The 24,956-nt window shown below is 56.7% G+C and carries 25 protein-coding genes; 11 read left to right on the forward strand and 14 right to left on the reverse strand.

What is annotated here, in order from left to right; all coding sequences use genetic code 11:
• Positions 1–16 precede the first annotated feature (16 nt).
• Positions 17–2,890 (reverse strand): SNF2-related protein, encoded by a 2,874-nt coding sequence (locus tag ACXYMS_RS08895; protein WP_458905527.1) that lies wholly within the window; start codon positions 2,888–2,890, stop codon positions 17–19.
• A 120-nt stretch (positions 2,891–3,010) separates the two neighbouring features.
• Between ACXYMS_RS08895 and ACXYMS_RS08900 the strand changes: the two genes are divergently transcribed.
• Both ACXYMS_RS08900 and ACXYMS_RS08905 read left to right on the forward strand, forming a co-directional pair.
• Positions 3,011–3,670, forward strand: coding sequence for a hypothetical protein (locus ACXYMS_RS08900; RefSeq protein WP_458905529.1), 660 nt, complete (start codon positions 3,011–3,013; stop codon positions 3,668–3,670).
• Positions 3,671–3,857: 187 nt separating this feature from the next.
• Positions 3,858–4,403: a recombinase family protein gene (locus tag ACXYMS_RS08905; RefSeq protein ID WP_458905530.1), complete on the forward strand. Its 546-nt coding sequence runs from the start codon at positions 3,858–3,860 to the stop codon at positions 4,401–4,403.
• 62 nt (positions 4,404–4,465) lie between these two features.
• On the opposite strand, the gene ACXYMS_RS08910 is transcribed toward ACXYMS_RS08905, so the two are convergent.
• The 3 genes from ACXYMS_RS08910 to ACXYMS_RS08920 form a co-directional block, all read right to left on the reverse strand.
• Positions 4,466–5,704, reverse strand: coding sequence for a hypothetical protein (locus ACXYMS_RS08910; RefSeq protein ID WP_458905532.1), 1,239 nt, complete (start codon positions 5,702–5,704; stop codon positions 4,466–4,468).
• Positions 5,705–5,765: 61 nt separating this feature from the next.
• Positions 5,766–7,535: a hypothetical protein gene (locus ACXYMS_RS08915; RefSeq protein ID WP_458905534.1), complete on the reverse strand. Its 1,770-nt coding sequence runs from the start codon at positions 7,533–7,535 to the stop codon at positions 5,766–5,768.
• A 672-nt stretch (positions 7,536–8,207) separates the two neighbouring features.
• Positions 8,208–8,696, reverse strand: a complete 489-nt coding sequence (locus ACXYMS_RS08920; protein WP_458905536.1) for a hypothetical protein — start codon at positions 8,694–8,696, stop codon at positions 8,208–8,210.
• A gap of 99 nt (positions 8,697–8,795) precedes the next feature.
• Here ACXYMS_RS08920 and ACXYMS_RS08925 point away from each other — a divergent pair, with 99 nt between their 5' ends.
• On the forward strand, positions 8,796–9,191 hold the full coding sequence (locus ACXYMS_RS08925) for a DUF6626 family protein (protein WP_458905538.1): 396 nt from the start codon (positions 8,796–8,798) through the stop codon (positions 9,189–9,191).
• 282 nt (positions 9,192–9,473) lie between these two features.
• Here ACXYMS_RS08925 and ACXYMS_RS08930 read toward each other — a convergent pair whose 3' ends face one another.
• On the reverse strand, positions 9,474–10,349 hold the full coding sequence (locus tag ACXYMS_RS08930; RefSeq protein WP_458905540.1) for a hypothetical protein: 876 nt from the start codon (positions 10,347–10,349) through the stop codon (positions 9,474–9,476).
• A 144-nt stretch (positions 10,350–10,493) separates the two neighbouring features.
• On the opposite strand from ACXYMS_RS08930, the gene ACXYMS_RS08935 reads away from it, so the two are divergent.
• Positions 10,494–12,272 (forward strand): GmrSD restriction endonuclease domain-containing protein, encoded by a 1,779-nt coding sequence (locus tag ACXYMS_RS08935; protein WP_458905541.1) that lies wholly within the window; start codon positions 10,494–10,496, stop codon positions 12,270–12,272.
• A 12-nt stretch (positions 12,273–12,284) separates the two neighbouring features.
• Here the strand turns inward: ACXYMS_RS08935 and ACXYMS_RS08940 are convergent, their stop codons facing one another.
• From ACXYMS_RS08940 to ACXYMS_RS08965, 6 genes are all read right to left on the reverse strand, one after another.
• Entirely contained in the window at positions 12,285–12,884 is a 600-nt protein-coding gene (locus ACXYMS_RS08940; RefSeq protein ID WP_458905543.1) for a hypothetical protein, read from the reverse strand.
• Positions 12,884–13,237, reverse strand: coding sequence for a Rap1a family protein (locus ACXYMS_RS08945; RefSeq protein ID WP_458905545.1), 354 nt, complete (start codon positions 13,235–13,237; stop codon positions 12,884–12,886). The genes ACXYMS_RS08940 and ACXYMS_RS08945 overlap by 1 nt, the downstream gene beginning before the upstream one ends.
• Before the next feature lie 20 nt (positions 13,238–13,257).
• Complete coding sequence (locus ACXYMS_RS08950; RefSeq protein ID WP_458905547.1) at positions 13,258–14,088, reverse strand: GIY-YIG nuclease family protein; 831 nt, start codon at positions 14,086–14,088, stop codon at positions 13,258–13,260.
• Positions 14,089–14,595: a hypothetical protein gene (locus ACXYMS_RS08955; RefSeq protein WP_458905548.1), complete on the reverse strand. Its 507-nt coding sequence runs from the start codon at positions 14,593–14,595 to the stop codon at positions 14,089–14,091.
• Positions 14,596–15,237: 642 nt separating this feature from the next.
• The gene (locus tag ACXYMS_RS08960) at positions 15,238–15,468 is read right to left on the reverse strand and encodes a helix-turn-helix domain-containing protein (protein WP_458905550.1); all 231 of its coding nucleotides are present in this window, start codon (positions 15,466–15,468) and stop codon (positions 15,238–15,240) included.
• A gap of 11 nt (positions 15,469–15,479) precedes the next feature.
• On the reverse strand, positions 15,480–15,716 hold the full coding sequence (locus ACXYMS_RS08965; protein ID WP_458905551.1) for a hypothetical protein: 237 nt from the start codon (positions 15,714–15,716) through the stop codon (positions 15,480–15,482).
• 292 nt (positions 15,717–16,008) lie between these two features.
• On the opposite strand from ACXYMS_RS08965, the gene ACXYMS_RS08970 reads away from it, so the two are divergent.
• Positions 16,009–16,719, forward strand: a complete 711-nt coding sequence (locus tag ACXYMS_RS08970; protein ID WP_458905553.1) for an NYN domain-containing protein — start codon at positions 16,009–16,011, stop codon at positions 16,717–16,719.
• An 86-nt stretch (positions 16,720–16,805) separates the two neighbouring features.
• On the opposite strand, the gene ACXYMS_RS08975 is transcribed toward ACXYMS_RS08970, so the two are convergent.
• Positions 16,806–17,177 carry a hypothetical protein gene (locus ACXYMS_RS08975; RefSeq protein ID WP_458905555.1) on the reverse strand — a complete coding sequence of 124 codons (372 nt, stop codon included), beginning with the start codon at positions 17,175–17,177 and terminating at the stop codon, positions 16,806–16,808.
• Between the two features lie 35 nt (positions 17,178–17,212).
• Entirely contained in the window at positions 17,213–17,659 is a 447-nt protein-coding gene (locus tag ACXYMS_RS08980; protein WP_458905557.1) for a DUF6641 family protein, read from the reverse strand.
• 114 nt (positions 17,660–17,773) lie between these two features.
• Between ACXYMS_RS08980 and ACXYMS_RS08985 the strand changes: the two genes are divergently transcribed.
• From ACXYMS_RS08985 to ACXYMS_RS09000, 4 genes are all read left to right on the forward strand, one after another.
• Complete coding sequence (locus ACXYMS_RS08985) at positions 17,774–19,039, forward strand: hypothetical protein (protein ID WP_458905558.1); 1,266 nt, start codon at positions 17,774–17,776, stop codon at positions 19,037–19,039.
• A gap of 86 nt (positions 19,040–19,125) precedes the next feature.
• On the forward strand, positions 19,126–19,875 hold the full coding sequence (locus ACXYMS_RS08990) for a hypothetical protein (protein ID WP_458905560.1): 750 nt from the start codon (positions 19,126–19,128) through the stop codon (positions 19,873–19,875).
• Positions 19,872–20,786: a hypothetical protein gene (locus ACXYMS_RS08995; RefSeq protein ID WP_458905562.1), complete on the forward strand. Its 915-nt coding sequence runs from the start codon at positions 19,872–19,874 to the stop codon at positions 20,784–20,786. The genes ACXYMS_RS08990 and ACXYMS_RS08995 overlap by 4 nt, the downstream gene beginning before the upstream one ends.
• A 3-nt stretch (positions 20,787–20,789) precedes the next feature.
• Positions 20,790–21,902, forward strand: coding sequence for a hypothetical protein (locus ACXYMS_RS09000; RefSeq protein WP_458905563.1), 1,113 nt, complete (start codon positions 20,790–20,792; stop codon positions 21,900–21,902).
• Here ACXYMS_RS09000 and ACXYMS_RS09005 read toward each other — a convergent pair.
• Positions 21,899–22,558 (reverse strand): hypothetical protein, encoded by a 660-nt coding sequence (locus ACXYMS_RS09005; RefSeq protein ID WP_458905565.1) that lies wholly within the window; start codon positions 22,556–22,558, stop codon positions 21,899–21,901. The genes ACXYMS_RS09000 and ACXYMS_RS09005 overlap by 4 nt on opposite strands.
• A gap of 340 nt (positions 22,559–22,898) precedes the next feature.
• Here ACXYMS_RS09005 and ACXYMS_RS09010 point away from each other — a divergent pair, with 340 nt between their 5' ends.
• Both ACXYMS_RS09010 and ACXYMS_RS09015 read left to right on the forward strand, forming a co-directional pair.
• Positions 22,899–23,510 (forward strand): hypothetical protein, encoded by a 612-nt coding sequence (locus ACXYMS_RS09010; RefSeq protein ID WP_458905567.1) that lies wholly within the window; start codon positions 22,899–22,901, stop codon positions 23,508–23,510.
• Positions 23,444–24,529, forward strand: coding sequence for a tyrosine-type recombinase/integrase (locus tag ACXYMS_RS09015; protein ID WP_458905569.1), 1,086 nt, complete (start codon positions 23,444–23,446; stop codon positions 24,527–24,529). Before ACXYMS_RS09010 ends, ACXYMS_RS09015 begins: the two co-directional genes overlap by 67 nt.
• Positions 24,530–24,956 lie beyond the last annotated feature (427 nt).

The following is a 24,956-nucleotide window of genomic DNA, read 5'->3' on the forward strand; positions in this document are numbered from 1 at the left end:
ATGTTGCCGGGCTGGATTACACGACTGCCCATCTGATCGTAAACAGGGTCTCGACCGAATGACCGCGGCTAAGGCGCTTTTGCAGGTTGGCTATCAGCTCATCCCGCTTATCGGCCACCTCGTCCTCCTGGTTGAAGATTTCCTGCCGCTGCTTGCGCTGGCGGCGTTCCAGTTCCTGTAGCTTGGCCTGGATTGCGGCCTCTTCTTCAAGGGTGGTAGCCGCTCGCGCCTCGCGCCGCACCGCCTTGATCTGAGCCTTGGTGTCCTTCAGCGCCTTCTCGGCCGCGTAAATCTTGTCCTCGGCCCATCGCTCCAACCGCTCCCGAGCGGCGGCGAAATGTTTGTTGTTGGCATCGAGCGACCGGTTTAGCGCGGCCTTGGCATGCTGATCGGCCTCGGCCTGAAGCCGGTCGGCGATGGTGGAGGCGGGCATGCCGATGGAATGAACGCCAGCGCAGACCGAGAACAGCTTGGCGCAGGCTTCGTGATCGATGGAGCGACCATTGTCGTCGACGCCCGAAAACAGCAGGTATTCCTCGGTCTCGAATGTCGTCACCGCAAGCTTGCGCAGTGTCAGCCAGCCGCGACGCCCCTTCAGCGCCTCGACGATGGCCAAGCGTGTGGGGTGATTGGTCACATCGAACCGCAATTCGGCCACCGGCGTATCTGCGGCCTTGGCTGTAGCGATGACATGCTCGCCAAGGGGGTGTGACAGTCGATAGAGGAAGTAGCCGTGTTCGTTCGTCACCTGATCCGCCGCCGAGTTCCGCGAGATAAGGTGGTAACGCCCCGGCCGAAGGTCGTGGGTTGGTGGAGCCATAAGGTCGAAGGCCAGATTGGGCTCGTCAAACTGCGCCTGGTCCGTGAGGATGGCTGTCGTCAGATCCCAGAACCGTCGGCCAACACGGTCCAACTGCTCCCGTGCGTCAGCGAGGCGGAGCTTCAACCGTGCGTGGACATCCTCATCAAAATTTTCGAGGAGCGCGCGCCTGGTATCTTCCATCCGGCTTTGGATCTGTTCTTCCAGCTGGGTCTGCAGCTCGTCAAATGCGGCCGCGATGGCCTCTGGGGTGCGGCAGTCCTGATAGATCGCGAGAATGCGCTTCTCGAAGTCTACACCGGACTCGATGGTTCCCAAGACCTCGTCCGAAGCCCCAAAGACGCCGTCAAACAAGTTGAACTTCTCGGTGAGGAGCGCATGAACCCTCTTATCGGCAGCGTTGCGTTCGTTGAGGAAGTTCACGACGATCACGTCGTGGGTCTGGCCATAGCGATGGCAACGACCAATGCGCTGTTCGATCCTTTGTGGGTTCCAGGGGAGGTCGTAGTTGATGACCTGAGAGCAGAACTGAAGGTTTACCCCTTCGGCAGCCGCTTCCGTCGCGATCATGATCGAGGCATGGTCACGAAATTCCTCGATCAGTGCAGCGCGCACATCGATGGCGCGCGACCCGGTCCTCTGCTCAGCGCTCTTTGGATCGGCCAGCCAGCGCTCGTAGATATCCTGTGCCCTGCGGTCAGAATTGGTACCACTGAAAGTCACAACCTCATTGGCGTAACCGTTACGTTCAAGGAAGTCGCGGAGGTAGTCTTGGGTTCGCCGTGACTCAGTAAAAATCAAGGCTTTGCGCCGTGCGCCCGTGCGCCCCAGCTCCGAAAAGCCGATCTCAAGGGCCTTCAACAGTGCCTTCGATTTGGTGTCAGTTTGGATCGAGTGTGCAAGATATATCAGGGTGGAAATGTCGTCGATTTCTCGGCGGAGCTTCGCGAAGTCGATTTGCTCGGACCTGGTGGTGGCAGGCGAGTCCTCGTCACCCCACTCGTCGAGAATTTCTTCCTCGAGTTCGTTCTCGAAAGAAATCACCCCCGCCAGATCATCCTTTACCGGTTCCCCCTTCTGAAGTGCCATCAATCGGGCGCGGAGGGTCTCCAGCGTTCCTGCAATGGCCTGTGATGATGATGCGAGAAGTTTCCGAAGGATCAGGACGGTTAGATGGCGTTGTTGAGAGGGTATGGCATAGGTATCCTCTCTCTGAAGAAAACGGGTGATGCCGTCATAGAGAGCTTGCTCGTTCTCCGTAGGGAAAAAGGGCTGCGTGATAGCACGACGCTGGGTGTACCTGACATATTCGAGAACCTGCTTACGCAGAGTTCGCTTGCAAAAATCCGCCAATCTCGATCGGAGTTCGGGCAGGTCGCCGCCCGCATTGACGTATTTGGACCGAAAACTGTTAGCATCGCCGAAGATGTTTGGATCGATGAAGTTCGTGAGGCCGAAGATCTCCATCAGACTGTTCTGGAGAGGCGTGGCCGTTAGCATGAGCTTCTTCCGACCTTCTACGGACCATTGCAGCGCTTGCCCGATGCGGTTGCTTGGACGGTATGCGTTCCGGAGCTTGTGGGCTTCGTCGATGACAACCAGATCCCATTCGATCTGTCTCAGTTCGTCCTGCAGCTTGGCAGCATAATGATAGGACAGCACGACAATCCGCTTTTGTGAGAGCGGGAAGGGAATGCCGTCCGCCTTCATTTGGCGATAGGTGCGAGCATCAATGACAACCGCCGGCAGGTTGAACTTGTTGGTAAGTTCTGCGGCCCACTGCTGCCGAATTGCCGCCGGGCAGATAATGATAAGCTTCCGCTTTCGCTCGGCCCATTTCTGGCAAAGGACGATGCCCGCCTCGATTGTTTTTCCGAGGCCGACTTCATCTGCGAGGATAACACCTTCCGAAAGCGGAGATTGCAGCGCAAACATTGCTGCCTCAATCTGATGAGGATTGAGGTCGACCGAAGCGTCGAACAATGACATCGACAACTGATCATCTGACCCCGGTGGTGCCAGCTTCGTCAGATCATGCGCGATAAATTTTTGGTGGTACGGCGTCAACATGCCGTAGGAGTAACCGCTCTTGGCTGCAGCTTCGAGGAAATTTCTGCTTGTCTGAGAGGTTGGTGATTACCCAATCAACAGAAGCAACGTACAATCGATCACCTGCTCAGGGCAGAAACAATGCAAAATTTAGACGTGCTCGTTCGAAGGGCAGAGGTCGTACGCATCCACTTTGATAACCTCGAAGAACTCGTGAACACTCCTAAGCCGGGAGTGCGTGAGGCACTGCATGCCAGCCTTGCGCTACGTTTTCTATTTGACGGGGCGCTTGCAGCATTGGCTCGTCAACTAGACCATTCGATTTCCGTGCACGCACCCACATTGGAAAATGTTCCATTCGAAGAAGCAATCCTCTTTGCTTGTGGCGGCTACCGGTTGGGAGCTTCGATGGTCAAGCCGCACTTTACCTACCGGGAGCCAGGGCTGACCAGTCCCCACAGATCGCAGTTTGACAGACAAATCGCGAGCTCTCCAAGCACATATGTCTTTTCCAACTTGAAGCTTTCCAAATTCATGATGCAGCCCTGCCTGGCATTTGTTGGAAAAGCAGTCTCGCGCGAAGCGACTATCCGGTACGTAGCGAACAAATGTGGCGGGGCACACCACCATGACGACCTCGCCGGATTCGACGAACTGGATATGCGCCTTACCACTCTCGGGCACATTTTGCGCTTTAACGGTGATGAGCTCTCTGCTGTGTTTCTTGAAACCCTCGGGACTGCTTCGCTCTTGTTAGCCTCGGACGACATTGTTGCTCTGCGGAGAGACTTGGCAAAATAATTGCCAGTGACGGGGCAATAGATGGTTTGGTTGTCGGCTAATACTCACACGCCCTAAAGCTGCGCGTCTCCCGGCGGTGACCATCTCGTACGCTTCGCGTTGCGAAAGTTACAACTTGTGCAACGAACTTGCGAGCGCCAGAAATCAATGGCTTGCGCGTTGCACAAGTCCGTTGCAGAGCGATGGCATGATTTATGGTTATGCCCGCGTATCTACTGATGGACAAACGCTCGATGCCCAGCGCGAGGCGCTGACTTCCGCCGGTGCCGAAAAGATCTTCGCGGAAACCGCGAGCGGCGCAAAATCCGATCGCGCCGAACTGGCAAAGGTGCTGGCCCTTGTCAGCCAAGGGGACACCCTACTGGTTACAAGGCTCGACCGATTGGCACGGTCCACCATCAACCTGCTGACCACCTTAGACGGCCTCTCCCACAAGGGTGCCATGTTCCGTTCGCTCAGCGAGGGATGGGCCGATACCACTACCCCGCACGGTCGCCTGACCGTGACCATTGTTGGCGGGGTTGCCGAGTTCGAGCGTGAACTGATACGCGCCCGTACGGGTGAAGGCCGCGCCCGTGCCAAAGCGCGTGGACAGAGCTTGGGCAGACGCCCCACCCTCACCCGGCACCAACAGGACGAAGTCCGAACTCGCAAACTGGCAGGTGAATCCGTGCGGGAGATCGCCCGTAGCTACAACGTGAGCGCCAGCACCATTTCTCGCGTACCCGGATAGATTAGGCGAAGGCAGGGGTCGAATTGCTCTGGCCGCTGCCTCCATTTCTTCTTAGAAGAACATCAACGGTCGTCGTCGGCGCCGTTGAGTGGTCTGGCATAGTGGGTCAGGAACTGCCGATACTTTTTAAGGTGGACGTCTGGCTGGCTCGTGCCCCAGATCAAGTCAAATGCCTCCCACGACCGTTGAATATGCCATGGCGTACCCCCACCGACCGTGACCTCGGCCTCTGCCAGGCGGTTGGCCTCGGCAATGGCTTGCACCTCCTTGTAGACCTCATGGTTCGACAGCATATTTAGTCCGGTAGCGTCCCAGCCCCCGACGCTATTAGGATTGCCGGGGTTGAAATCCCCATAGGTGCAAAGATCGCCCAGCGGGCTAGGAAAGGGAAAACGCCTGGTCCTATCGAAGGCGCTAGCGCTCTTGGGAAATTGATACGTCCACAGCGAAATATCTCGGTCGGTCTCACGTAGTCCCCGCGTGATGATGTGGTTGGCCTGCACGTTCCGAAACCCCCGCGCGCTATCGTAGCTAATGCGAATTGGCCGCTTGAGGTGCTTGCTCATAGCCTTCTGCAAACCCGTGAGCATCACGCCGAACCCCGGCTGAGCGGTACCGAGGACGTGTATCCACTGGAGCTGATCCAACAGCCCGGCGTCGCGCATTTGGATAAAACCCTTGTTCCAGAACCACATGTCCTGCTTGGTATCGCCAGCCAGCGCGATACCCTCAAGATGCCGCTGATAGGGTGACATGCGCTGGAACCAGGCCTCGGCTTCGGCATGGTCGCGCCCCTGCATGACATTGCAGAGGATCAGGTCAGCGCGACTTCGGTTGTCGATGGCGTATCGGGTATTCTCCTCGGTTTGATCCAAACATTGGTCGAACCGTACGTAGCCGCTGCCCCGCACATTGAGGCTGCGGGTCGGTATGTCTACCACGATCCCGACATCCCCATATTGCTCCTGCCACTGCAGCACCTGCACCCGATAGGTTGGCAAGGGTGTAGTGATGCCCCCGTTAATGAGGGAATAGCCCCCACTGTCGATCACCACGGTTGTCATTAGTCTATCGCGGGTCGTTATCATGGTGGGGCTCAGCTGCCCCACGCCGAATGCCGCGCTGTATAGCACCGCCTCATAAGTGAATAGTTTGCTGGTCGGCTGCAGAAAGTTGAGGTCTGCCATAGTCAACCCGCCGGGCAGTGGCCTGGGTGCGGACTTTACAACGGCGTTCACGAAGTTCGGGTTCGGAGCAGGCAAAAAGAGAGCGTGCTCGGGACTTGCCGAGATGTTGAGCATGATCGTTTTTCTTAGAAAGAGAAAAGGGGAGGTGGTGGGCCGCGAAGGCCCACCAGTGGCGTCATCCCACCTTGATTGGTGTGAAATAGCGGTTCGAGAGCGTTTCATCGCCCTTCACCGCTGGGATGAAGACCGCATATGTGGCCCGCTTGGTGGCAAAGCTGATCCGAACAGCGCCCTCACGGTCGGCAGCAAAGGTAACGGGGTTCTTCGGGTCCTTGACCAAAGGCAGGTCAGCAATGGTGGTTAGCGCCGACCGCAAATGCCTTGCCATGACGCTCACCTTCCCCCTGGTTGGGGTGGCTGCGTCCAAGGTCTGAGAAGTCTTGCCGAAAACGAACTCGGCCTCCGACCCATCCATATTGATAGTGATGGTCTTGTGGCCGGGCGACCTGATGGCTGAAACGAAGCCCACAAGAAGCTGTCGGTCAGCCCCGCCCAATGGAAATTCCCAATCCGGCTTGAAATCCTCATGGCGCACGTCCAGCGGGTAATTTTCCTGCTTGGAACGCAGCGGCTCGACCAGAACCCCCACCTCGGCCTTGCCGTTCTTTGGCTCCACAGCAACCGCCGTAGCAAACACGAGGCGGCAATGCCCCAGGGTCTTGCCGGGCTCCTCCACATGCATCTTGAACAGTTTGCGGCGATGCGGGCTGGCAATATTCGCTTCCACCCGGCGACGGCTCTGCGCCTGCAAATGGCATGGCATCGTAGGCCAAACCGCAAGTACCGGCTGCGCTGTCTGCACCAGAACAACCGGACTATGAGGGTTCAAGATCGTAGAAACCCGCATAGTCCCATCGGGCATGAACACAATATGCCGGGATGCGAGCCGCTTGTCCGTGTTCTTGTCCGTCGGGTCCTCCAGCAGGTCCTTAGGAAGATCGGTTTCCACCTCCTCAATCATCGTACCGACCTGCAGGATTTCGCCCACGGCGTCCACGATGGGATCAACCGGCGCCTGCGCCTTTAGGGCCTGCTCAAGCACGGCATCTGCCAAACCGGCATCGGCTTCCATAACGACGGTCTGACCGTCCATCTTTGCCGCCAGAGCCAGCGTGACGGTGGCGCCTTTGTCAGTTACACCCTCAGCGTGGTCGAGCAACGCCCGCCGTCCGGCCTCAACCAAATATTCGCTGGCCTTAGCGGTATCGAGAGCGATCTGGTGATCGCGTTCCGCCGGGGTCTTGTTGTTCTCGGCCCTTGTGGACGCGGCGATCGCGTTGATGCCCCCGTGTTCGTCGATGAAATTGGCAACGTGATCAAAGCCACGATCATCCAGCGTGAACTTGCGCTGCTCATCCGGCAAAAGCGCCTTGATCCTGTTCTCCGCCCCCTCCACGGCCAGGCACCAACGTTCAGCGTTTCGACCAAGGTTCCGGCGATCCTCCGGCGTGCCCTTGTCGATGTCGACCACAAAGGTCGCATAAACGGACGGAGCAGCCTTGTGCTTGCTCTTGAACTTGGTGGTATCCACGCCGCGCTTCTTGGCTTCGTCTGCCCAATCTTTGTCGGGGAACACCAGCCGTTCCAGCACTAAGGCTGAGATAGCGCGCTTTAGGCTGGCATCTGTGCGGGACATCCCATTGAGCGCAGTGGCTCCGGCATCCGTGCGCACTTTGGAGAGGAACTCGCCGAGCTCAGCCTTCTTGGCGTCATCGAGACTGCCAAGGGCATCCACGCTGATTGCCTCGATAGTGACAGGCGTGGGCTCTGCGGAGTTGGAAGGCTCGAACTTCACCTGCTCGGTGACGGACACCATGCCTTCGTTGGCAACGACGGCGTTCGTGATTGCGGCGGTGGCTTCTGGGGTAGTGGTTTTGACAGTCATTTGGCGCTCCAAAAAAGGAGGGCCGGCAGGGCAATGTTCAACAAATAGCAGCCTACCGGCCCGAGGTTAGTCGGGTTGGTTAGGCTGCTCTTCCTGCCAAGAAGCAGCATCGTCGTTCGCGTTTTTTACCGAAGACAACAGGAGACCAGCGCGCTAGTGGCTCCCGGCGCTCGAAGCGCCAATGTCATCCCCGTCAGCTCCACTCAATCCGGATTGAGCGGCTGACGCCGAACTTGAGAGGCCTGCATTTCTACTGGCCTTCCTCTATTTCCAAGAGGGGTGCTGGATACAAGGGTATCACATACTCTCAAGGGATTTTGTCCCAAGCAAGCTTCCAATAAGCCCGGGCAGGAACGCTTTTTGCCTATCAAACGCGAATATAGAGGTCAACAAGAAATTAACGCGGAAGCAATTATGGTTAATTCGGTTTCTTCTTAGAAGAACGGAATGGGATGTAACTCAGTGCCTGCGGCTCTTGGTCTTTGTCGTTGTGTTGATGTCTGAGTGTCTTGGTGTGTCAGGCTGTGTGAGTGGGAGTGTTGTTCGTCTCTGTCATAACAATTCTATTGCGCGGCTCTGAAAGATCAAAGGCGCGCTCTTGGAACTGCTATGCCGGTCCCCGCAATGTCAGCCGCGCGTGGCACAGGCTGACCGCATCGGGACGGGATCGGCTCAACTGCCGATAAGGTCTCGAAACAGAATGGCTTGCCGGAGGTCGTCATACCCCCACAGCTTCATCTCCTTGGTGATGTAACCGGAGAGATTGCCGTCATACTGCTCTTGAAGATCGATGGTGCCACCGGGACAGAGCTTGGGCCATATCGTGGCGCAGAGTTCGCGAAGCGTGGCCGTCGTTTCATTGCCCGCAAACCGCACCATGGCGTGTCCGTGAATATGGGTGGTGATTTGCTCAAGGAACATGATGCCATCGGTGCGCTGCTCCAACGGCTTGAGATGTGGCGGGCGGCGCAACAGCTTGCGGTCGAGGTGATGATGGAACTCTCTCACGAGCCGAACGAACTCCGAGGACGGCATATTGCGCTTGCTGGCGAGGGTCAGGAAGTGGTCGGAGAACTGGTTCGCATAGGCCTCATATAGATCGCGTATTTTGGCCTCCCGCATGTAGCGATACATCTCCGCCTTCTCCTGTTCCTTGATCACCCCGAAATCCTCCATTGCGGCACTTGCCGCTAAATACGATTGCAGCAGCCGTTTACGGCCTGCTGCTCAATTGTATTTATGGCGGGAGGGTCAGCGGCGATGACGCAGGGGATCGAGTTTCTGGAAATTATCTACGGGCAGCTTCACGACGCCGGAATTGTCCGCTCGAAGGGCGAATTCTCGGAGCGGCTGCTCGACAAATCGCCGAGCTATCTGACCTCAATGCGCGCAAGGCAGCGGGTTGTTTCCAGTGCGGTGGTCATGGGTCTGGGTGACAACCTGATGGTTGAAATACGCAGGCTCGGCGTCGCAAACCATGATGCCGAACTGCAATCGAAATTGCGCCGCGCCATGGCCCAGGTGAATTTGTACCTTGCCGACAGCCACATGCCAGCGGGATTTGTAATGACCGATACTGCGGTGCCGTCACCCGCTCGGAAATTCAGCACGACCGTCATGAACTGGATCGGCGCAGTGCTCGCTGGCGTTATATAGCCGTTATTTCCCCGGCTTGCGCCCTGCCCGGAAAACGGTCTGGCGGGCCAGTAGGCTCCACCTCGCAGCGGCAAATCAGGGGTGGATTACTGCCCGACCGCTTCTCGCGCGCAAAAATGATTGGAACGTGGCCCTACCATATCGGGCGGTCGCCACAGGATCCGCTCATGCCTGACAACCGCTCCCCACGTGTCGCCGTCCTGATTGATGCCGACAACGCCTCGGCCCGGATTTGCCTGACTTGGATCTTCGGCGAAGGCGCAGAATTGAGGTGCCGTGGCGTTAAAAGGGGAGGTCGTCGACCGCTTTTCTCGCGCCTTTCTCGGCATTTTGGACGACGCTGTCTAAGGCCATAAAGACGTCAAGAATATAAGAAACAGGGAAGCGGTTGACGTTGTCGTCCTTGTCTCTGCCGTTGCGATGGACGCAATCGTGTCTTTGCATCACCGCAGTAGCAATTTTGTCTTTGACTGCATCATCAGGGAAAATGTCGACCTTCAACGCGATCTGATAAAGCCGCTTCACCTCATCTAGTTTGTGGTAAAGCTGGGACTGCAGGCGGCCCTTCATTGCCTTCATTCCGGCTTCGGGGTCATTGATTGCTTCGGACAGCGCAAGCTTCATCTCCTTAAACGCTCCAGCATTGTCCAGAAGGCGATCTCTGATTGTCTTCTCATCGATCACCAAGCGAACGAGCCGGTCCGCCAGATACGCTTCGAAGATTGCGATGAACTGGGAGAATATCATGCGGTACAGAATTCCGTCGTCCGACTCATCCGGATTTCGATGCAGCAGCATTTTCAGCTCTGCTACGGCTCTCTCGTAAAGGTCCTGAGCATTTGATGGCGGATCGTATTCGCTGAGATAAGCCAGGTAATCTTCGTATTCGACATCGCTATACGGTGTGCGTTTGATTTTAATATCAACATCCACATCATCATGGTCTTCAACAGAAGCTGTCACGTGGCCCATGCTGTTGACGATGGACACCATGAACTCTGCCTCGCATTCGGGGCACGTCAGGTATTCGTCCGACTTGTAATCGCCGTCGCTATGCACCTCCGCACTGTAGTCAGGCTCGCCGGCGTCGATCCATTCTTCCAAAACGCCGTCACAGCCCGGGGTTGGACAGGCGAAACTCAATTTGGCTTCAGGCATGAAGGTTGCTCATCCCATTGGATCTTCGCGTACACTGGGTCGACCGTTCGACGGTCAATGCGGAAATCAGCTTAGACCATCGGATGACGCACAATATTTCGTACTGTAATACGGATAAATTCTTTGCGTCGATCCGGAGTTACGATGACAGTCTCACCACAAGGCATGAGCATTCAGGCACTCTATCGGCTATATCGTGACGAGAGTTTGGTCGTAAACCGGCAGTATCAGCGGAAGCTTGTATGGACGGTTGCGGAGAAGCAAAGGCTGATCGACAGCCTGCTCAAGGATTATCCGCTGCCCTTGTTCCTGCTAGCAGAAATCACGAATTCCGACGGTAGGACCGTGATGGAAATCATCGACGGCATGCAGCGCCTGAACGCGATTTTCAGTTACATCGAGCACGGCTTCACTTGGGAAGACCAAGCATTCGATATTGATGAATTTGCCCGGGCCCGGCAGGCGGCAGAGGCAGGGCTTTTTGTGCCGCTGGGTGAAGACGTAAAGCGCCTCGACGCCAAGTCATGCGCCAATTTGCTCGACTATCAGCTCGCGGTGACAGTGTTCCCAGGCGAACAACCCGAGCGCATCACACAGGTTTTCGGCCGCATCAATTCAGGCGGCAAGCAGCTTAGTGACCAAGAGCGGCGCCAGGCAGGCGTCCTTACTCCGTTTGCCGAGACCATCAGAACTCTTGCCGCTGAGATTCGCGGTGACGTCTCGCGAGAGACTCTACTTCTCAGCCAAATGCCCGAAATCAGCATCGAGACCAGCCGAAACCCCCACGGCTACAAGTTGAAAGCTGAAGACATTTTCTGGTGCTATCAGGGCATCCTTCGTACCGGCGACCTTCGTGACAGCGACGATGAACAGGTGCTCGCTGACATCTGCGCCTCGATCCTTTTCGATGAACCTGTAGAGGCGTCCGGTGACTTTATGGACAAGCTCTATACCTCCGGAACCACAGAACACACCGACGTCAACACCCGGCTCAATGCGCACGGTCGCGAAACCCTGATCCTCCAGGTCAAGACGGTGTTCTCCATCATCCGCAAGACGTTGGAAGACGCGTCGACAGACCGGTTTTTCTTCCGGACGACCGTTTATCCTAAACCGACCTCCAACGCACAGAAGAGCCCATTCTTTGCGGTCTTCATGGCGTTCTACGATCTCATCTTCAAAGAGGGGATGACCCCGTCAAATAGCGAAGCGATCATAAAATCGCTCAATGACCTGACTGATCGAATCAAGGTCGGGCAGAAGCACATCAAGTCTGAGGATCGGAAAGAGAATGTGGCCGTCGTAAACGGCCTGATCCGAGGTTCGTTTGTGAAAGCCGATGTGGCTGCCCTCACGCACGGTCCTGGAATGCTGTTCGACTTCGAAAACTCAATTCGTCGGTCGAAGACCGAAACGCCTCGCTATGAGTTCAAGCAGGGAATTCTACGGCTGGATGACAAGCGCGAGGTGGACGAAGCGCTGCTTGTGTCGCTGGTTGAGACAATGTGTGCCATCGCGAATGTCGGGCCCGGTGCTGACGGATTCCTGTTTGTTGGAATAGCCGACAAGCCAAAGGACGCGGCAAGAGTGAAAGAACTAGATGGCATCGAGCCTGCCAATTTCGAGCACGTCCAGATCGTCGGTATTGACCGAGAGGCGAAAGTATTGGGACTTCAGCTCGATCGCTACATCCGCAAACTGGAGGACGCCGTGTCCAACTCGGGGATGCAAGATCCTCTTAAGACGCAGATCATGAGTTCAATGGATGTCGTGACGTTCAAGGGGCAGTCAGTGCTTCGGGTTCGAATACCCAAGCAAACTGGCGTTTCGTTTATTGGGGACGCCTGCTTTATCCGAAATGGCACCGGCACCCACACTGCGACTGGCCCGCAGATCGCGGCAGTGACGAAACTTTTTCTGTAACACTCCGATCGCTCAGTCCGCGGTGACGTCGATGACCTCGCCGCGGCTGCCCACTAGTGCCAATTCAATGCCGGCTAGGGCGCAACGTGGCGCCATTCGCTTGGCTAGGCGCAGGGTGCTCTCAGTGTATGGCACCACCGCCACCTGCCGCCCTGGACTTTCCGACGCCATCAGCAGCCCTACGGTTTCGCACAGCCCCTTGTAGAGGCGCGAGACCTGACCAGAGTGCCGGGTGTTGATAATGCCGCCCTTGCACTCGGCCGAGATGACGTGGTTGCCGATATCAGCAACGACATCGCCCTTGCCGGATGACGGATTGATAGTGATGTGCCAACCGTTCTCATGCCGGTATTCCCCGCCATAGGTGGTGGTGCCGGTTGAAGTGATTTTCTCAAAACCGCGACGGGACAACCAGCCGACGAAATCGAACCGTTTGCCGTGCTCGCCATCTGGATGGATTCGGACATGGCCGGCTTCCGTGGTGCGCAACAGGTGCATGGCATATGCGACCATCACTGCACCCTCATGCAGTTTGTGCTCGATGCCACCGACGACCTTGCCGGCTCGCTTTTCTGGCGCAGCGACTTCTTCTACGAGATCATCGAAGTCCATCAGTTCTCGCTCTGGCACTTGTACGCCAAACCCAGCCCGAATAGCAGGCCCTGGGCTTCTGGCATGCCTCCGAAGTCTGGTACTGCATCGAGGATTTCGAATGGATCCAAGGCAAGGTCATCGATACGGACATTGTCAGGAGGGCAAAGGGTTCCTGGTTTGAGCATCTCCAGCATCGTCATCGCGCCCACGACGACGCCCACGCAATACTGCTTGATCGGATCGTAGGGGGAACGGCACTGCTCGCGCAGCTCGCCGAATGTGTTGATTGAAAGTGTTGGTCGCCCATTGCCTTGAGCGTTCGCTGAAACGACCGTAAAGACCACGACTGCCGCCGCCAAAGCTATTGTCACTGAGCGTGTCCTATCTTTGTTCAATTTCGATTCAGTCCCATCTCACGGCTTTGCAGCTTGTGTTTCCAACGAATCTCAGCAGCGATCAGATCGGCGATTGTGGCGCCCGAACCTACAGTTTCTAGTATTGAGACTTGGTAGTCGCTGGGCTCCCGTGATTTCAGTCCAACGTTACCGCCATGACCCGATGCGAAATACTCCCGCCAACGCCCGAGAAAACCTTCAGCACCAGATGCCATGCCAATGTATTGCTCCCTCGTGCGTGGGCACGTGAGCAGGTATATGCCCCTCGTTGAAGCCAGGGCAGCAGCCCATGTTGATGGTATCGTCCCGACTTCCGAGAGCTGCATGATCAGTGCTTGGAAGCCTGGGAATGGCGGCTCGCCGAGATCACGGCGAAGCTCGACGATCGGCTTGGACTTCCGGTCACCTCGCTGAATCCATGCTCGATAGCCGTCGCCCCATTGTATCAACAGCCGGCCAGCGTATTCCTGCAGGGCCGGCAGGATTTGGGTACTATAGAGATTGCAGGAGTTGGCTTGCATGATGCCGCCGGTAACTGGATGAACATCGTCTGCAGGCAGCGGCCCGATCAGCTCGGATGAATACATACCAACGAACAAGGTTTCCCGACCGGGCACACCCACAAACGAGGCCCAATAAGGCGCTCGCAAATGTGCTTCATCGGCGAAGGCTTGTGTAGATTGATATGCCTCGAACCGATCTCGGTTGTCGCGCCACAATGTGTAAGGCGAGTGAAATCCGGTGTGACGATTATCTTGATGTCGAAGGAGCCTGACCGAGCTGCGGTCGATGCCCGCGAGGTCAAGCAGATTTGCGAACTCAAGCATCTACGTCGGCTGCCCTTGGCGCACCCAGCGCAATGCCCATGCAACAGCGGCAACGGCCCCGATGACGGTCAACAGGGTGACCAGGCGCTGCCCAATCAGCCACTCCCACTCGAAATAATATCGACCCCAGATCGAATCCACCTCTGCTTGAAACATTCGCCGAGCCGCCGCGAATTGGACTTCATCCAGGCCGGCCGCGTTGCAGAGCATCACCTCCCTGTAGTCAAAGGCGAAAATCGACGAGCCAGCCTTAGTGGGATCGCAACGGTCAGTCTGACGCTGCTGCTCTGCTTGGGTCGCTCCGGCGCCAAGCCACACATCCATCTGATATTGGACCGGTTCGCCGTCATTGAACGTGAGGACTTGGTCTCTGCTGATCGTGTAGCCGTGCCACTCAGAAGGGTAGAAGGGGCGGTCCAGGAGCCATACCCACAGAGGAGCGGCGACTAAAGCCAGGAGCAAACCAAGCGTCAGAAGACGACCGATGCGCGTTTTCGGCGATGTCATCGAATGGCTCCCCAGCACCCCTAGGTTAACAATATCAGCCAAGTGCCCAGAAATTGTCCACCCGCAGTGCCCGGAAATCCGGGGCAAAATGCCTAGCTTGGTATATTTTCGTTGGGAGAGCTCGAAAATCTACCATCGCTTCGGCATTGCGGAGTTTGCCGCTACAATCGAGATCGACGGTTGTAGCCAAGGATTGCGTTGTGATTCCAGCACAGCAGCGATCTCGATTTCAAGTAGGCTGTCCCAATGCTGTCCTTGTCTCAGCAATGTTGATAACTGGAACAGGCAAAAAGGCCCGGAATGCTGGAGAAAAAATGATGCCAGCAACAGGGTTTGAACCCGTGCCCCCCGATTACACATCAGGTGCTTAAGACCGAGAACGAATGCTCGCCCATGGAATAGGCTAAAAAATCTCAGTCCGTAACGCTGAAGGTGGTTAGACCGCTGTCGACGGCATTTCGCTAAAAGCCGTCAGTCCCCTTTCTGCCCCGATTAGGCTTTAGTCGAGCCCGCTGGTAACGACCGCTTTCGGGAAGAGGTCCGTGATCTCGGATCGACTGAGATGGGGTCGGAAACTGCCATCACCAAACCAGCAATGTGGTGCCCAAGTCTAGATTGCAGATCCGCGCCCAACCCGCAGGATCAGTGGCTGAGAATTCTTTTTAGAAGATCGGAGGGCTCGACGTGAAGGGCCAGCGAAAGCCTTTCGAGTTCATCTAGGCTTAGATCGAATTTGTCACCGTTCTCGATCTTGTCGATCTCCACTAATGGCCAATCCAGCTTTTCTGCCAATGCGTCGGCGGTGAGCCTGCGCTGTTCTCGGAACCGCCAGACGTTGCGGGCTAGCAGCCGCGGCGTCTCAGGGTGTTTCATACGAGGCCGCATCAGCGCTGCCTCTCCGGAACGAATAGCTCAAATGGATAAACCGCCAAGGCGTCACAGAGCTGGTCAATATCGTTGAGGGTGAGGTCGAACTGTTTGGCGGCCTCTATGTCCTCGATCATCGCCAAAGGCCAACCTACGGCCCTCGCCAGCACGTCAGTGCCGATCCCACGCAATCCTCGCCAGCGCCCGACGTTGTGCGCGAGCAGTTTGTGCCCCTCGGTGATCCTTGGCCGCAATCAGCATCTCCGTTTCCGTTTCGATGCCGCGATAAAGCCAGAATGATGAGAAGCCAAGGATAGACCAGAGACCCCGTTTTTCAGGAGAAAGACTTAGCAGAAACAAGGCGTTAGGAAGGCGCTTTGCGCGTCCGGGCACTTTGGCTAAGGCCAGAGAGCTATAGCCGATGGCTATAGCTCTCTGGGTGCCACGCGCACTGGTTAAAACCCGCTTTACTGCCACAGCAACACAAGACCAAAGCCCGATAACCTCCTGCTATAGTGTTGCTGGTTTCAAGGGAATTGCCGTTACATGGATCACAGCACACCCAAACTTGCCGTGCTAATTGACGCCGACAATGCGTCCGACAAGATCGCAGCGGGTCTGTTCGAGGAAATCGCCAAGATTGGCGAGGCCAGCGTTCGGCGCATCTATGGTGATTTCTCCAGCACGCGCCTTCGGGGATGGACGGATGTTCTGCCGAAATACGGCCTTCTCCCGCACCAGCAGTTTGCCTACACCACTGGCAAAAATGCCGCAGACATTGCATTGGTCATCGACGCTATGGACCTGCTCCATAGCGGGCGTTTCGATGGTTTTTGTCTCGTATCGTCGGATAGCGATTTCACCCGGCTCGCCGCGCGTATCCGAGAGCAGGGCATTGATGTCTATGGGTTTGGAGAACAGAAGACGCCCGAGAGTTTCAGGCAGGCCTGCCATCGTTTCATCTACACCGAAAACTTGCTCGAACTGCCTAATCAGGAACAGGTCGAAGCGACCAAGCCAGGAGCGAAAATGAAGCCGAAGGAAGCCGTCCCGCTGTTGCTGCGGGCATTAGGGCAGCTTGAGGACGATCAGGGCTGGACACCTTTGAGTGCGCTTGGCAGTCGTCTCGCAATCATGGCACCGGATTTCGACCCAAGATCGTTCGGGTTTCGCAAGCTCAGCGATTTGGTGCGCGGCACAAACAAGTTCGAGGTCGAGCAGGCCAACGGCGGACCATTGCGTCTCCGATCCCGTTAAAACGCGCCGACCTGCATTCTTGCCGCCCCTACCGTGCTCGCTGGCGGGGCTTGAGGCGGCCCGGCAAGCCGTGCTGCCCCGTAGGGCTACCAACACGCTATGCCCGGCGCTGGGCGCGTGCCGATCGTCATGATCTCTTCGATATAGCTGCCGACTTTCATGCCGAACCGGAATGCGAGATCACGACAAGCTTTACGGATTTTCGGCATGGCCTCATAGGCATAGTCGAAATGCATCACGGCAATCTGCACATCCTTGAAGGCCGCGTTTGCCACGTTGGCGTCGAGCCAACCGTTCCGGTCCATGTCACGGCCCGCGAACAACATGGTCTTGGACCAATCACCGATCAACTGCAGTACCGTTGCCCGGAGGTTGGCGCAATCGCGTTGTCCCTGCTGGTCAACGGCATGGACAGGAGCGACCAAACACAGAAAAGCCGGGAGCAGCACAATGGCCATTCCCGGCGTGCGGAGGTATTTCGTGATGGCCGGGATCAGCCGACCTTGCGCAGCATGTGCCCGCGTTCGGCAGCAGCAGCGGCAAGCTGTGTGTCGAGTTCACCCGCGCGAACAGCTTCGGTCAGGGTGTCGAGGATCGCAGGGAGTGCGGAAAGCTCGCCAACGGCGATGGCATTCTTGTCCTTGGCAAATTCGATAGGCTTTCCGGCGTATCGCAGCCCGAAGAAGCTCTGGCCACTTGCGTCCATAAACCAACCTGGAGAAAGCTTGCGGGGCTTAGAAACCTGCACGCGCTGGCCATCTTCATTCTTGCGCCAGACCATGTGGGTCGGCGCATAGTGCTGCCCAGCAAGTTTGGCTTCGGCCATGGCCTTCTGTTCAGCTAGCGCCGCGATCACCTTATTGCGGGCACGTTCCACCGGGTCATTGCTGGTGCGAACCGGCTGGGCCGTGGTCAGTTTCAGGGTCTTCAGGATGCTCATGCTGCGTTTTCTCCATGTGGTTTGCTTTCCACATGGCCTAGCGCCAATGGCCAAAAGAGCGACCAAAAAGTCTGATAGGACCGCTTGGTCGATCACGAGACCACGAGCCTGACCTTGACCAAAACCTATTCCCGTCAAGAGCTTCTGGACATCATCTGGAGCAAGCCCACCCGCGAAGTCGCGGAAGATATCGGTGTATCAACCGCCGCGATCTCTACCTACTGCAAGGACAACGACATCCCTGCACCGCCTCGTGGGCACTGGCTGAGGGCTGAAGGCAAACGGGTGAAAAAGCCCAGCTTGCCAGCAAGGGGAATAGGGAAGCGAGACACCATCAGGGTCGCTGGCAGCAACGGTTACTACTATTCCTACCCCGAACCCTCGGGCCTTATGACGATGGAAATCGGTCCAGCGCCGAGCTTTCAACCCAGCATCGACAAGGTCATGGAAACGGTGCGTCAGCAGGTTGGCAAAGTCGCGGTTCCACGCGACTTTGCCAAGGCACATCATCTAACTCGCAGGCTCTTGGAACACGACGAGGAACGCAGGATCAAATACCTGTCGGCTTCGTATCACTCCTATTGGGACGCCCCGTATTTCGATGCCCCATACGAGAAACGACGGTTACGCCTGATGAACGCCCTGATGCTCAACCTGCATCGGCTCGGCGGCAAAGCGACGATGCGCGATAAGAACCCCTCTGGATTTTCGTACAAGGTCGGCCACCAGAACCTTTATGTCACCGTGGATCATCCCGAGAGCCGCCGTTCAAGCTGGATGAGTGAAGAACTCGCCACGAGGTCGGCGTCGGAACCGATCGTGATTTCCATTGGACAAGGCGACAAAGACAAGCAGCCACAGCGCCGGTGGATCGACAACGGCAGCGACAAGGTCGAGGCCCATCTTCAGGACATCCTTGTGTCCATGATCGTTACGGCAGAAGTCGAATTTCGTGACGATGAACTCCGTCGGCACAATTGGCTGATCTCCCGAAAAGAGCAGCTGATCGAGAACGAGCGCAAGCGCATCGAGGAAGAGCAAAGACGCGAACGCGAACAGCTCGAAGCTGACAGGAAGGCAAGATATGACGGCCTTTTGCTGGACGCTGCCGCCCACAGACAAGCAGAGGACATTCGCGCCTATGCACGGTCCGTCGGTGCGGCCAAGGGTGCCTTGGACAATTCCGCCGAGGTTGACGAATGGGTCGCTTGGGCTCTGGGACAAGCGGACGCAATCGATCCGATAGTGCGAATGCAAACCGAAGGCGTTATCGCGCGGCCACCCGAGGAAATCCGGCAGTCGCAGGCCGAAGATCAGCGCCGAAAGGTGGAGGCCCTTAAACCGCTGCTGGAAAGACCGCGGGGAAACGGGGGATACTAGTGCCGTTCGCGGCGCCGCCATTCCTTGATCCCTTCGTAGTTCCAGATATGCTTGAAAACTGCAGGCTTGGTTTTGGGGGGGTGAGAATGCAACGCCGATTTTTCCGAGGTGCGGCAGTTGTTTTTGGCCTTCTTTTCGTCAACGCTGCTTTCGCACAAACTTATGTTGACGCCTTGCCGCCTGACAATTTCTACGAGGAGTTCGATGAGGTCCCCAATGTTTCTGGGGGGCAGCTGTTGGGATTGCGCCTTGAAGGTGGAAGTAAATGGCCCAGCGTAACCTCGCCGATTTTCCTAAAGCCACCGTCGGATACGAGTGCGATTTGCATTCGTGTGGCAACGCAGGATGGTCGGTATCGGGCCAGCAATCCTTTCGTAGTTCCCGAAGCGGATGAGCTCGCCAACATTCGTCTGGCGACACTGACCAGGTCATACCTCACGATACTTTCCCGCTATGTTACGGACGAAATTGCTGTTCGCGCCTACGTACCGGAACAGCCCGATTGCAGTGCGCAATCTGCAATAAACCTCCCCTTCGTTTCTGAAATTGGCGCAGACCTGAATACGCTTGTGCTCTACGTCAATTCCGGGGGGCTAGACGTACGGGCTTCACTGTTTTTGTCGGAGGCTGAAGAAGCGATGGGTGGCGTACCGATTGCGAGTGCCGTCTGCAAGGGCCTAGGTACTAGCGGTCGCATCGCCTACAATAACCAGTGCCGTATTGAGCTCGATGCCGCGCCGGCCCGTGTCGCACTATTGCGTATTGATTTCGATGATGGCTTCTCAGAAAGCTACTTGCGCGCGTTGGTTGCCTTGCCTGAAATTGTCAGCAAGTGAAGATGCCCCCGTACATTCAACGCTACGCGCTGCATTTTCTTGCGATTTCGTTCGGCGCAACACTGGTGGCAATTTTGTGCCTGTTCCTATTGCTGGGGCGTGTCCAATCGCCACTCTTGGTCTTCAATGTCACGAGCGAACAATTCTCACAGATAGTGGTGCGGCCCGAGCTAACGGCCTTTGCTGTGACGCAGTCTGAAATCGAGGGCACTTCGACATGTGCCCTCACCGGGCCTTATAGCGGCATCATTGAGCCACCTTCTGGCTCTCGACTGACCTATCGCTGGCGACCAGACCAAATCGCCATTTCTATCGAGGTGCCCGAGGGCAAGTCCGCCAGGTTCGTCATGGATGACGAACGAGAATGTCGAGACCAAGCCGAGCGCATCACGATACGAACCGCAGCTATCGGCCAAACCGATCCAAGCTGGCGTCTGCCGATTGCGGGACCTGCACAGGTGGGCTCCGAAACACTTGCTAATGTGCCAAGCGAAGATGGTTGGCGGCGTCTTGATATTCTGCGCTCAGGTTCCTTCGAGGTCTTTGGTCGGTCGTTGAGTTTCGGAAATCTAGGGACGCTATTCCCGATTTCTTCATCGCCCATTGCGATCCCCTCAGGCAGCAGGATTGGCTCTCTAGATGGGGCAGAGGAGGCTAGGTCTACATGGTTCGGCTCCGCCTTCCATAGCGTCGATGGGTTTACTATCTCGGCAACAGCCGAAGCAAACTCGGTCGTGTTTTTCCGCCCAGGCATGGTCGACCAGCAAGAGCGCTTTGAATTTGGTGTCTTTGCCTCCATTGCCGGTGATCCCAATCTAGGAATGATCTTCCTGATACTTTTTATCGCGATCACCACGATCCAAGTGGCAGCGAGCTGGGTGGGTCTCTGGAAGCCGAAAGGGGACAATTAGCCAATGACGAAACCGGCTTCTCGACTGGTGTGCCTTGTCATCGTTTGGGCAATGCTTGCCTCTGCCGCTCACGCGGAGCGCGTGCACGTTAGGGCTGCGTCAGGTGACATTGGCCATGCCTGGTTGTTTGGCAGCGAGTGGGCGGGGCAGGTGGCGTGTTGGCTGGCTTTGCCGCGGCACGTGGTATTGAGCTCCGACCGAACAAAGGTTGAGCCCTTCACTTTTGTCGATACCAAGGGTCGGGCTGGGCAATCCGAACAACCCATATGGGTTGGCGATGTCGATGGCGCGGTTGAAGCCGCAGGTGGGGCGGATGATTTGGCATTTGCCAGGGTCTTTGCCGGCCCCACCCAATGCTTGTCGCGTCTGGGGCCACCAGCCTATGTCTATGGCTCCCTGCTCAATTCGCTGGACCAGCTTGATGTCTGGAGTATGTCCGAAGGGAGCTACGGACAGTTCAAGGTCTCTCCGATACGCATCCAAACGTCTGGCGGCGGTGGTCTATTGCGGCTGAAACCCGAAGCGGCAGGCCAAGTCTATATTGCACAGGGGCTGAGTGGCGCAGTTGCGACGGCAATGCACGCAGGTGCAGTGGTCCCATTTGCCATGATTACGGAGGTCGATGATTTGGCAACGGAGGCCCGTGCAGTGCGATTTGATAGGGTGCGTGCTGCGTTCGAAAAGGTTCAAGCGTTTGCCAAGGTGAATGAGCTCGCCCAGCAGATAGAAACTGGCGGGGTGCCATTCGAATTTGGGGATCTTTCTGCCATGAACATTTCCGGTGGACCATTGTCTCTCGGTGCAGCCGGAGAATGTTGGACATTGGCCCCTTTGGGTGGAAAGCGCTCTGTAGATTTGACACTGAGTGTCAACGTCGATGTGGTATTGAGAGGTGCCACGCTTAGCGTCGAAAGCTGCGGCATCGGCGGCGCCCGGTATGTCGTTGAACAAAAAGCTCGCGACGCCAGCTCCTGGACACCGGTTTCGGACTGTGTGACAGCTTCGGAAGTGGAGGAAGCGCCCACATGTCTGTTCGACTTGAGAGCGCCCCGCCAGCTTCGCTTTAAAATAATCGGCGACGGTGAAGTCTCGCTCGCCGATCTGAGGATTTATTAGAGCAGCTCTGCTCTGACCTTAAAGGGCTCACCCCGAGCGCAAAGCCATTCCCCTTCCAACGCGGGGCCTGGAACCAGTTTAACGCTTAAAGAGCATTCACTAGTCGAAAGTGCCGCGCTGCCGACCCATGTGGCGGCGTCGCCCAACACTGTTAGCTTTCCCGTGTGTCGTTCATTGAATTTTGTCTGATTGACTAGTGGCAGCCATGTTGCAGTTCCAGCGACAAAATCTGGCTTTTGCACCGCGAAGACAAGGCCGTTCTTCAGGCTGCGCCAGTCCCGGGAGATGTACCAATCGTAGATGTCTTCCAGCCGGTCTTCATTGTCCTTGGCCTCTTCAAGGGAGGTCAACAACAGCTCCGGGGGCTCCACTGTAAAGGCGAGTTGTTCAACATCTGCCAGGGCGGCTCTAAGGCCCAAATTGCGAATGTCCGTATTGTCGCTCTCTAGCGACTGCCGAATACAGATCCTTGTCACGGCTGTGTCGTTTGTTTCCAGGGCAGCCTCGATATAAGCCATCCGCAAATCGCTGTCGGGATCGCTGCATTGCTCGCGCCACGCTTTTAGTTCTCCCGCTCTTTCGGCTGCCGTTTGTGCAAAAGCAGCCGTTGTCGACAGCAGCGCCAAAGCGACAGTGCAGAAAAATACCCTCTTCAAAATAGCCCCCTTGTCTCTTTTAATCAGACTGCAATTTCCAAGTCTGAGGTTAACACTTCACCACGCCAAGAGTATTTTAATTGTGCTTTGCATGGCTGAGGAGTTAGTTACCGCCCTCAAAGGGCGCGCATATGGCTCAGGAGCGCGACTAGCACGCTGCTAGCACGCATTTTCATAATCCCTTTCAAATGTTGGTTTTTCTGAGCCTACCCATAATTGGTAAGGGAGAGGCCGACAGTTCAATCCTGTCCGGCAGCACCATTTCATCCCATTGATAGCGTTGGAACTCTTGATTTTTCGAGGGCATCGCCCATTTTGTCGTTACAAGTCACGTTACAAAATGGTCGGCGCCTTGGCTCGAAAGATACCTTATCTACTTCTCCGTGACGGGCGGTATTTCGCGCGTCGTACGGTTCCGAAGGAGCTCCAATCCTATATCGGACTGCGAGAGCCTCTAGGCCCGGATCGAAAGATCGCGCTGGAGAAATTGCACCCTGCACTGGTGAAGATCAACGCCCGGCTAGACCATGCCCGACGCGCGCTTGCTGCCCAGCAAGGCGCCGACGCCGCCCAGGCTGCCGCTCGAGCCGCACCGATGACACCCGCCGAACTGGCGCGAACGCATTACAACGATCAACTAGCCTTGGACGAGGCATTGCGCGACTCCGGGCCGAGCTGGGCCTCCGTGGGGATCGATGACGCCTATGTCGCCGATCTTCGCGCTGCGTCATCGGGCTCGCTGCAGGACGATCAGTTCGAAACTCTGCTCGGCAGCTTCCTGAAGCGCTACGCGCTGAGAGGAATCTCAACGCCGCGCGCGGCACACCGGAATGGCGTAAGGCTGCCCGCGCAATCGCGGAAGCGGAGTTGCAGGTTCTCGCTCGAATGTATGAACGCGACGATGGCATGCCGACCCATGAAATCATCCATCCTCCTCATCTGGTCCCGGTGATCGAGGAAGTCATCAACGAACCATTTGTTGAACCACTGTCACTTAGCCAGCTACTGGAACAACACCTCAAGCGCCTCGAAGCTAACGGCGGCGGCCGGTCAGCCCGAAAGGGGTGGACGCGCGTCTTTGAGGATCTCTTGGAGTTCCTGAGGTTCTCGAGGGGGCTAAAGGGTACTTCAATCCAGCAGGCTGATGACGCCCGGCGCCTGACCGCCGAGGAGGTCATCGCATGGCGTGACGCGAAGCTCGAGACCTTGAGCCCCAAAACGGTGAAGGACGTCTGGCTGGCCTCCTTGAAATCGGTGCTGTCTGATGCGGTCTCCGACCGGCTGCTGCCGACCAACGTCGCGAAGGGCGTCAGGGTGCGGATGTATGCTGCGCCCGTTCTGCGCGAGAAGGGCTTCACGGACGCCGAGGCCCTGGCAATCCTCAAGCGGTGTCGGGATTACGAGCCAGCCCGGCGTGACAATCCTGCAACTCGAGAGTCCGAGCACGTGACCGTGGCGAAACGCTGGGGACCCTGGCTTTGCGCTTTCACCGGTGCACGTGTCACCAAAATCCTGCAGATGCGCAAGTCGGACGTGCGAATGGTCGACGACATTCGTTACTTGCACATCACGCCCGAAGCTGGGAGCGTTAAGAGCAAGAAGTACCGGGACGTGCCGCTGCACCAACAACTGATCGACATCGGATTCCTCAAATTCGTCGAACAGGCGCCTGATGCGCCGCTGTTTCATTCGGCCGACGCCGATCCCAAGAAACTGCCCGCGCAAGCCGTGTTGGCCCGGGTGGGCAAATGGCTACAGTCCGAGAAACTCATCCCGGACGGCATGCAACCTAGTCACGGCTGGCGGCACCGCTTCAAGACGCTATCGCGAGAAGCCGGACTTGATCCACATGTGGTCGACAGCATCCAAGGCCATACCGGTAGGACGGCGTCGGATGGTTATGGCGACGTGACACTTCGGACTAAGAAGGCGGCGATCGATAAGCTGCTGGCTTATGACGTGATCGCTTAGGCTAAGTGTCAGCTTAACCCACCGCCCCATTCCGGCCGTTCAGCGCCATTGAGAAAAATCTCAAAAGGGACCTGTCGAACAGCCAGCGGGCCGACCTTTGGGGATCGGTAATGGTGCCGGCATATTGTTACTGGGTGAGCGAGCTAGGACCAGCAGTTGCAGATTTTCACGCTGAAATAGGTAGGACCCTAATTGTATGGGGCTGGCTTGAAGGTGAAACGATCGACGCCGGAATCAATTGGCGGCACATCTCCCCCAATTCCGCTGCGGACCCTTTGAAGGCATTTCTGATCGAACTTGTCGAACCACGATCGATACGCAACGCTCTAGCGCACGGGCTAGCGTCTGCCCACAGCGACCCGTGGAATCCGCACTTCGAGCCCTACGTTACCTGCAGAAACCGAGATGCCGGCATCAGGATAATCAC

It is taken from the genome of Devosia sp. CAU 1758 (assembly GCF_054482695.1).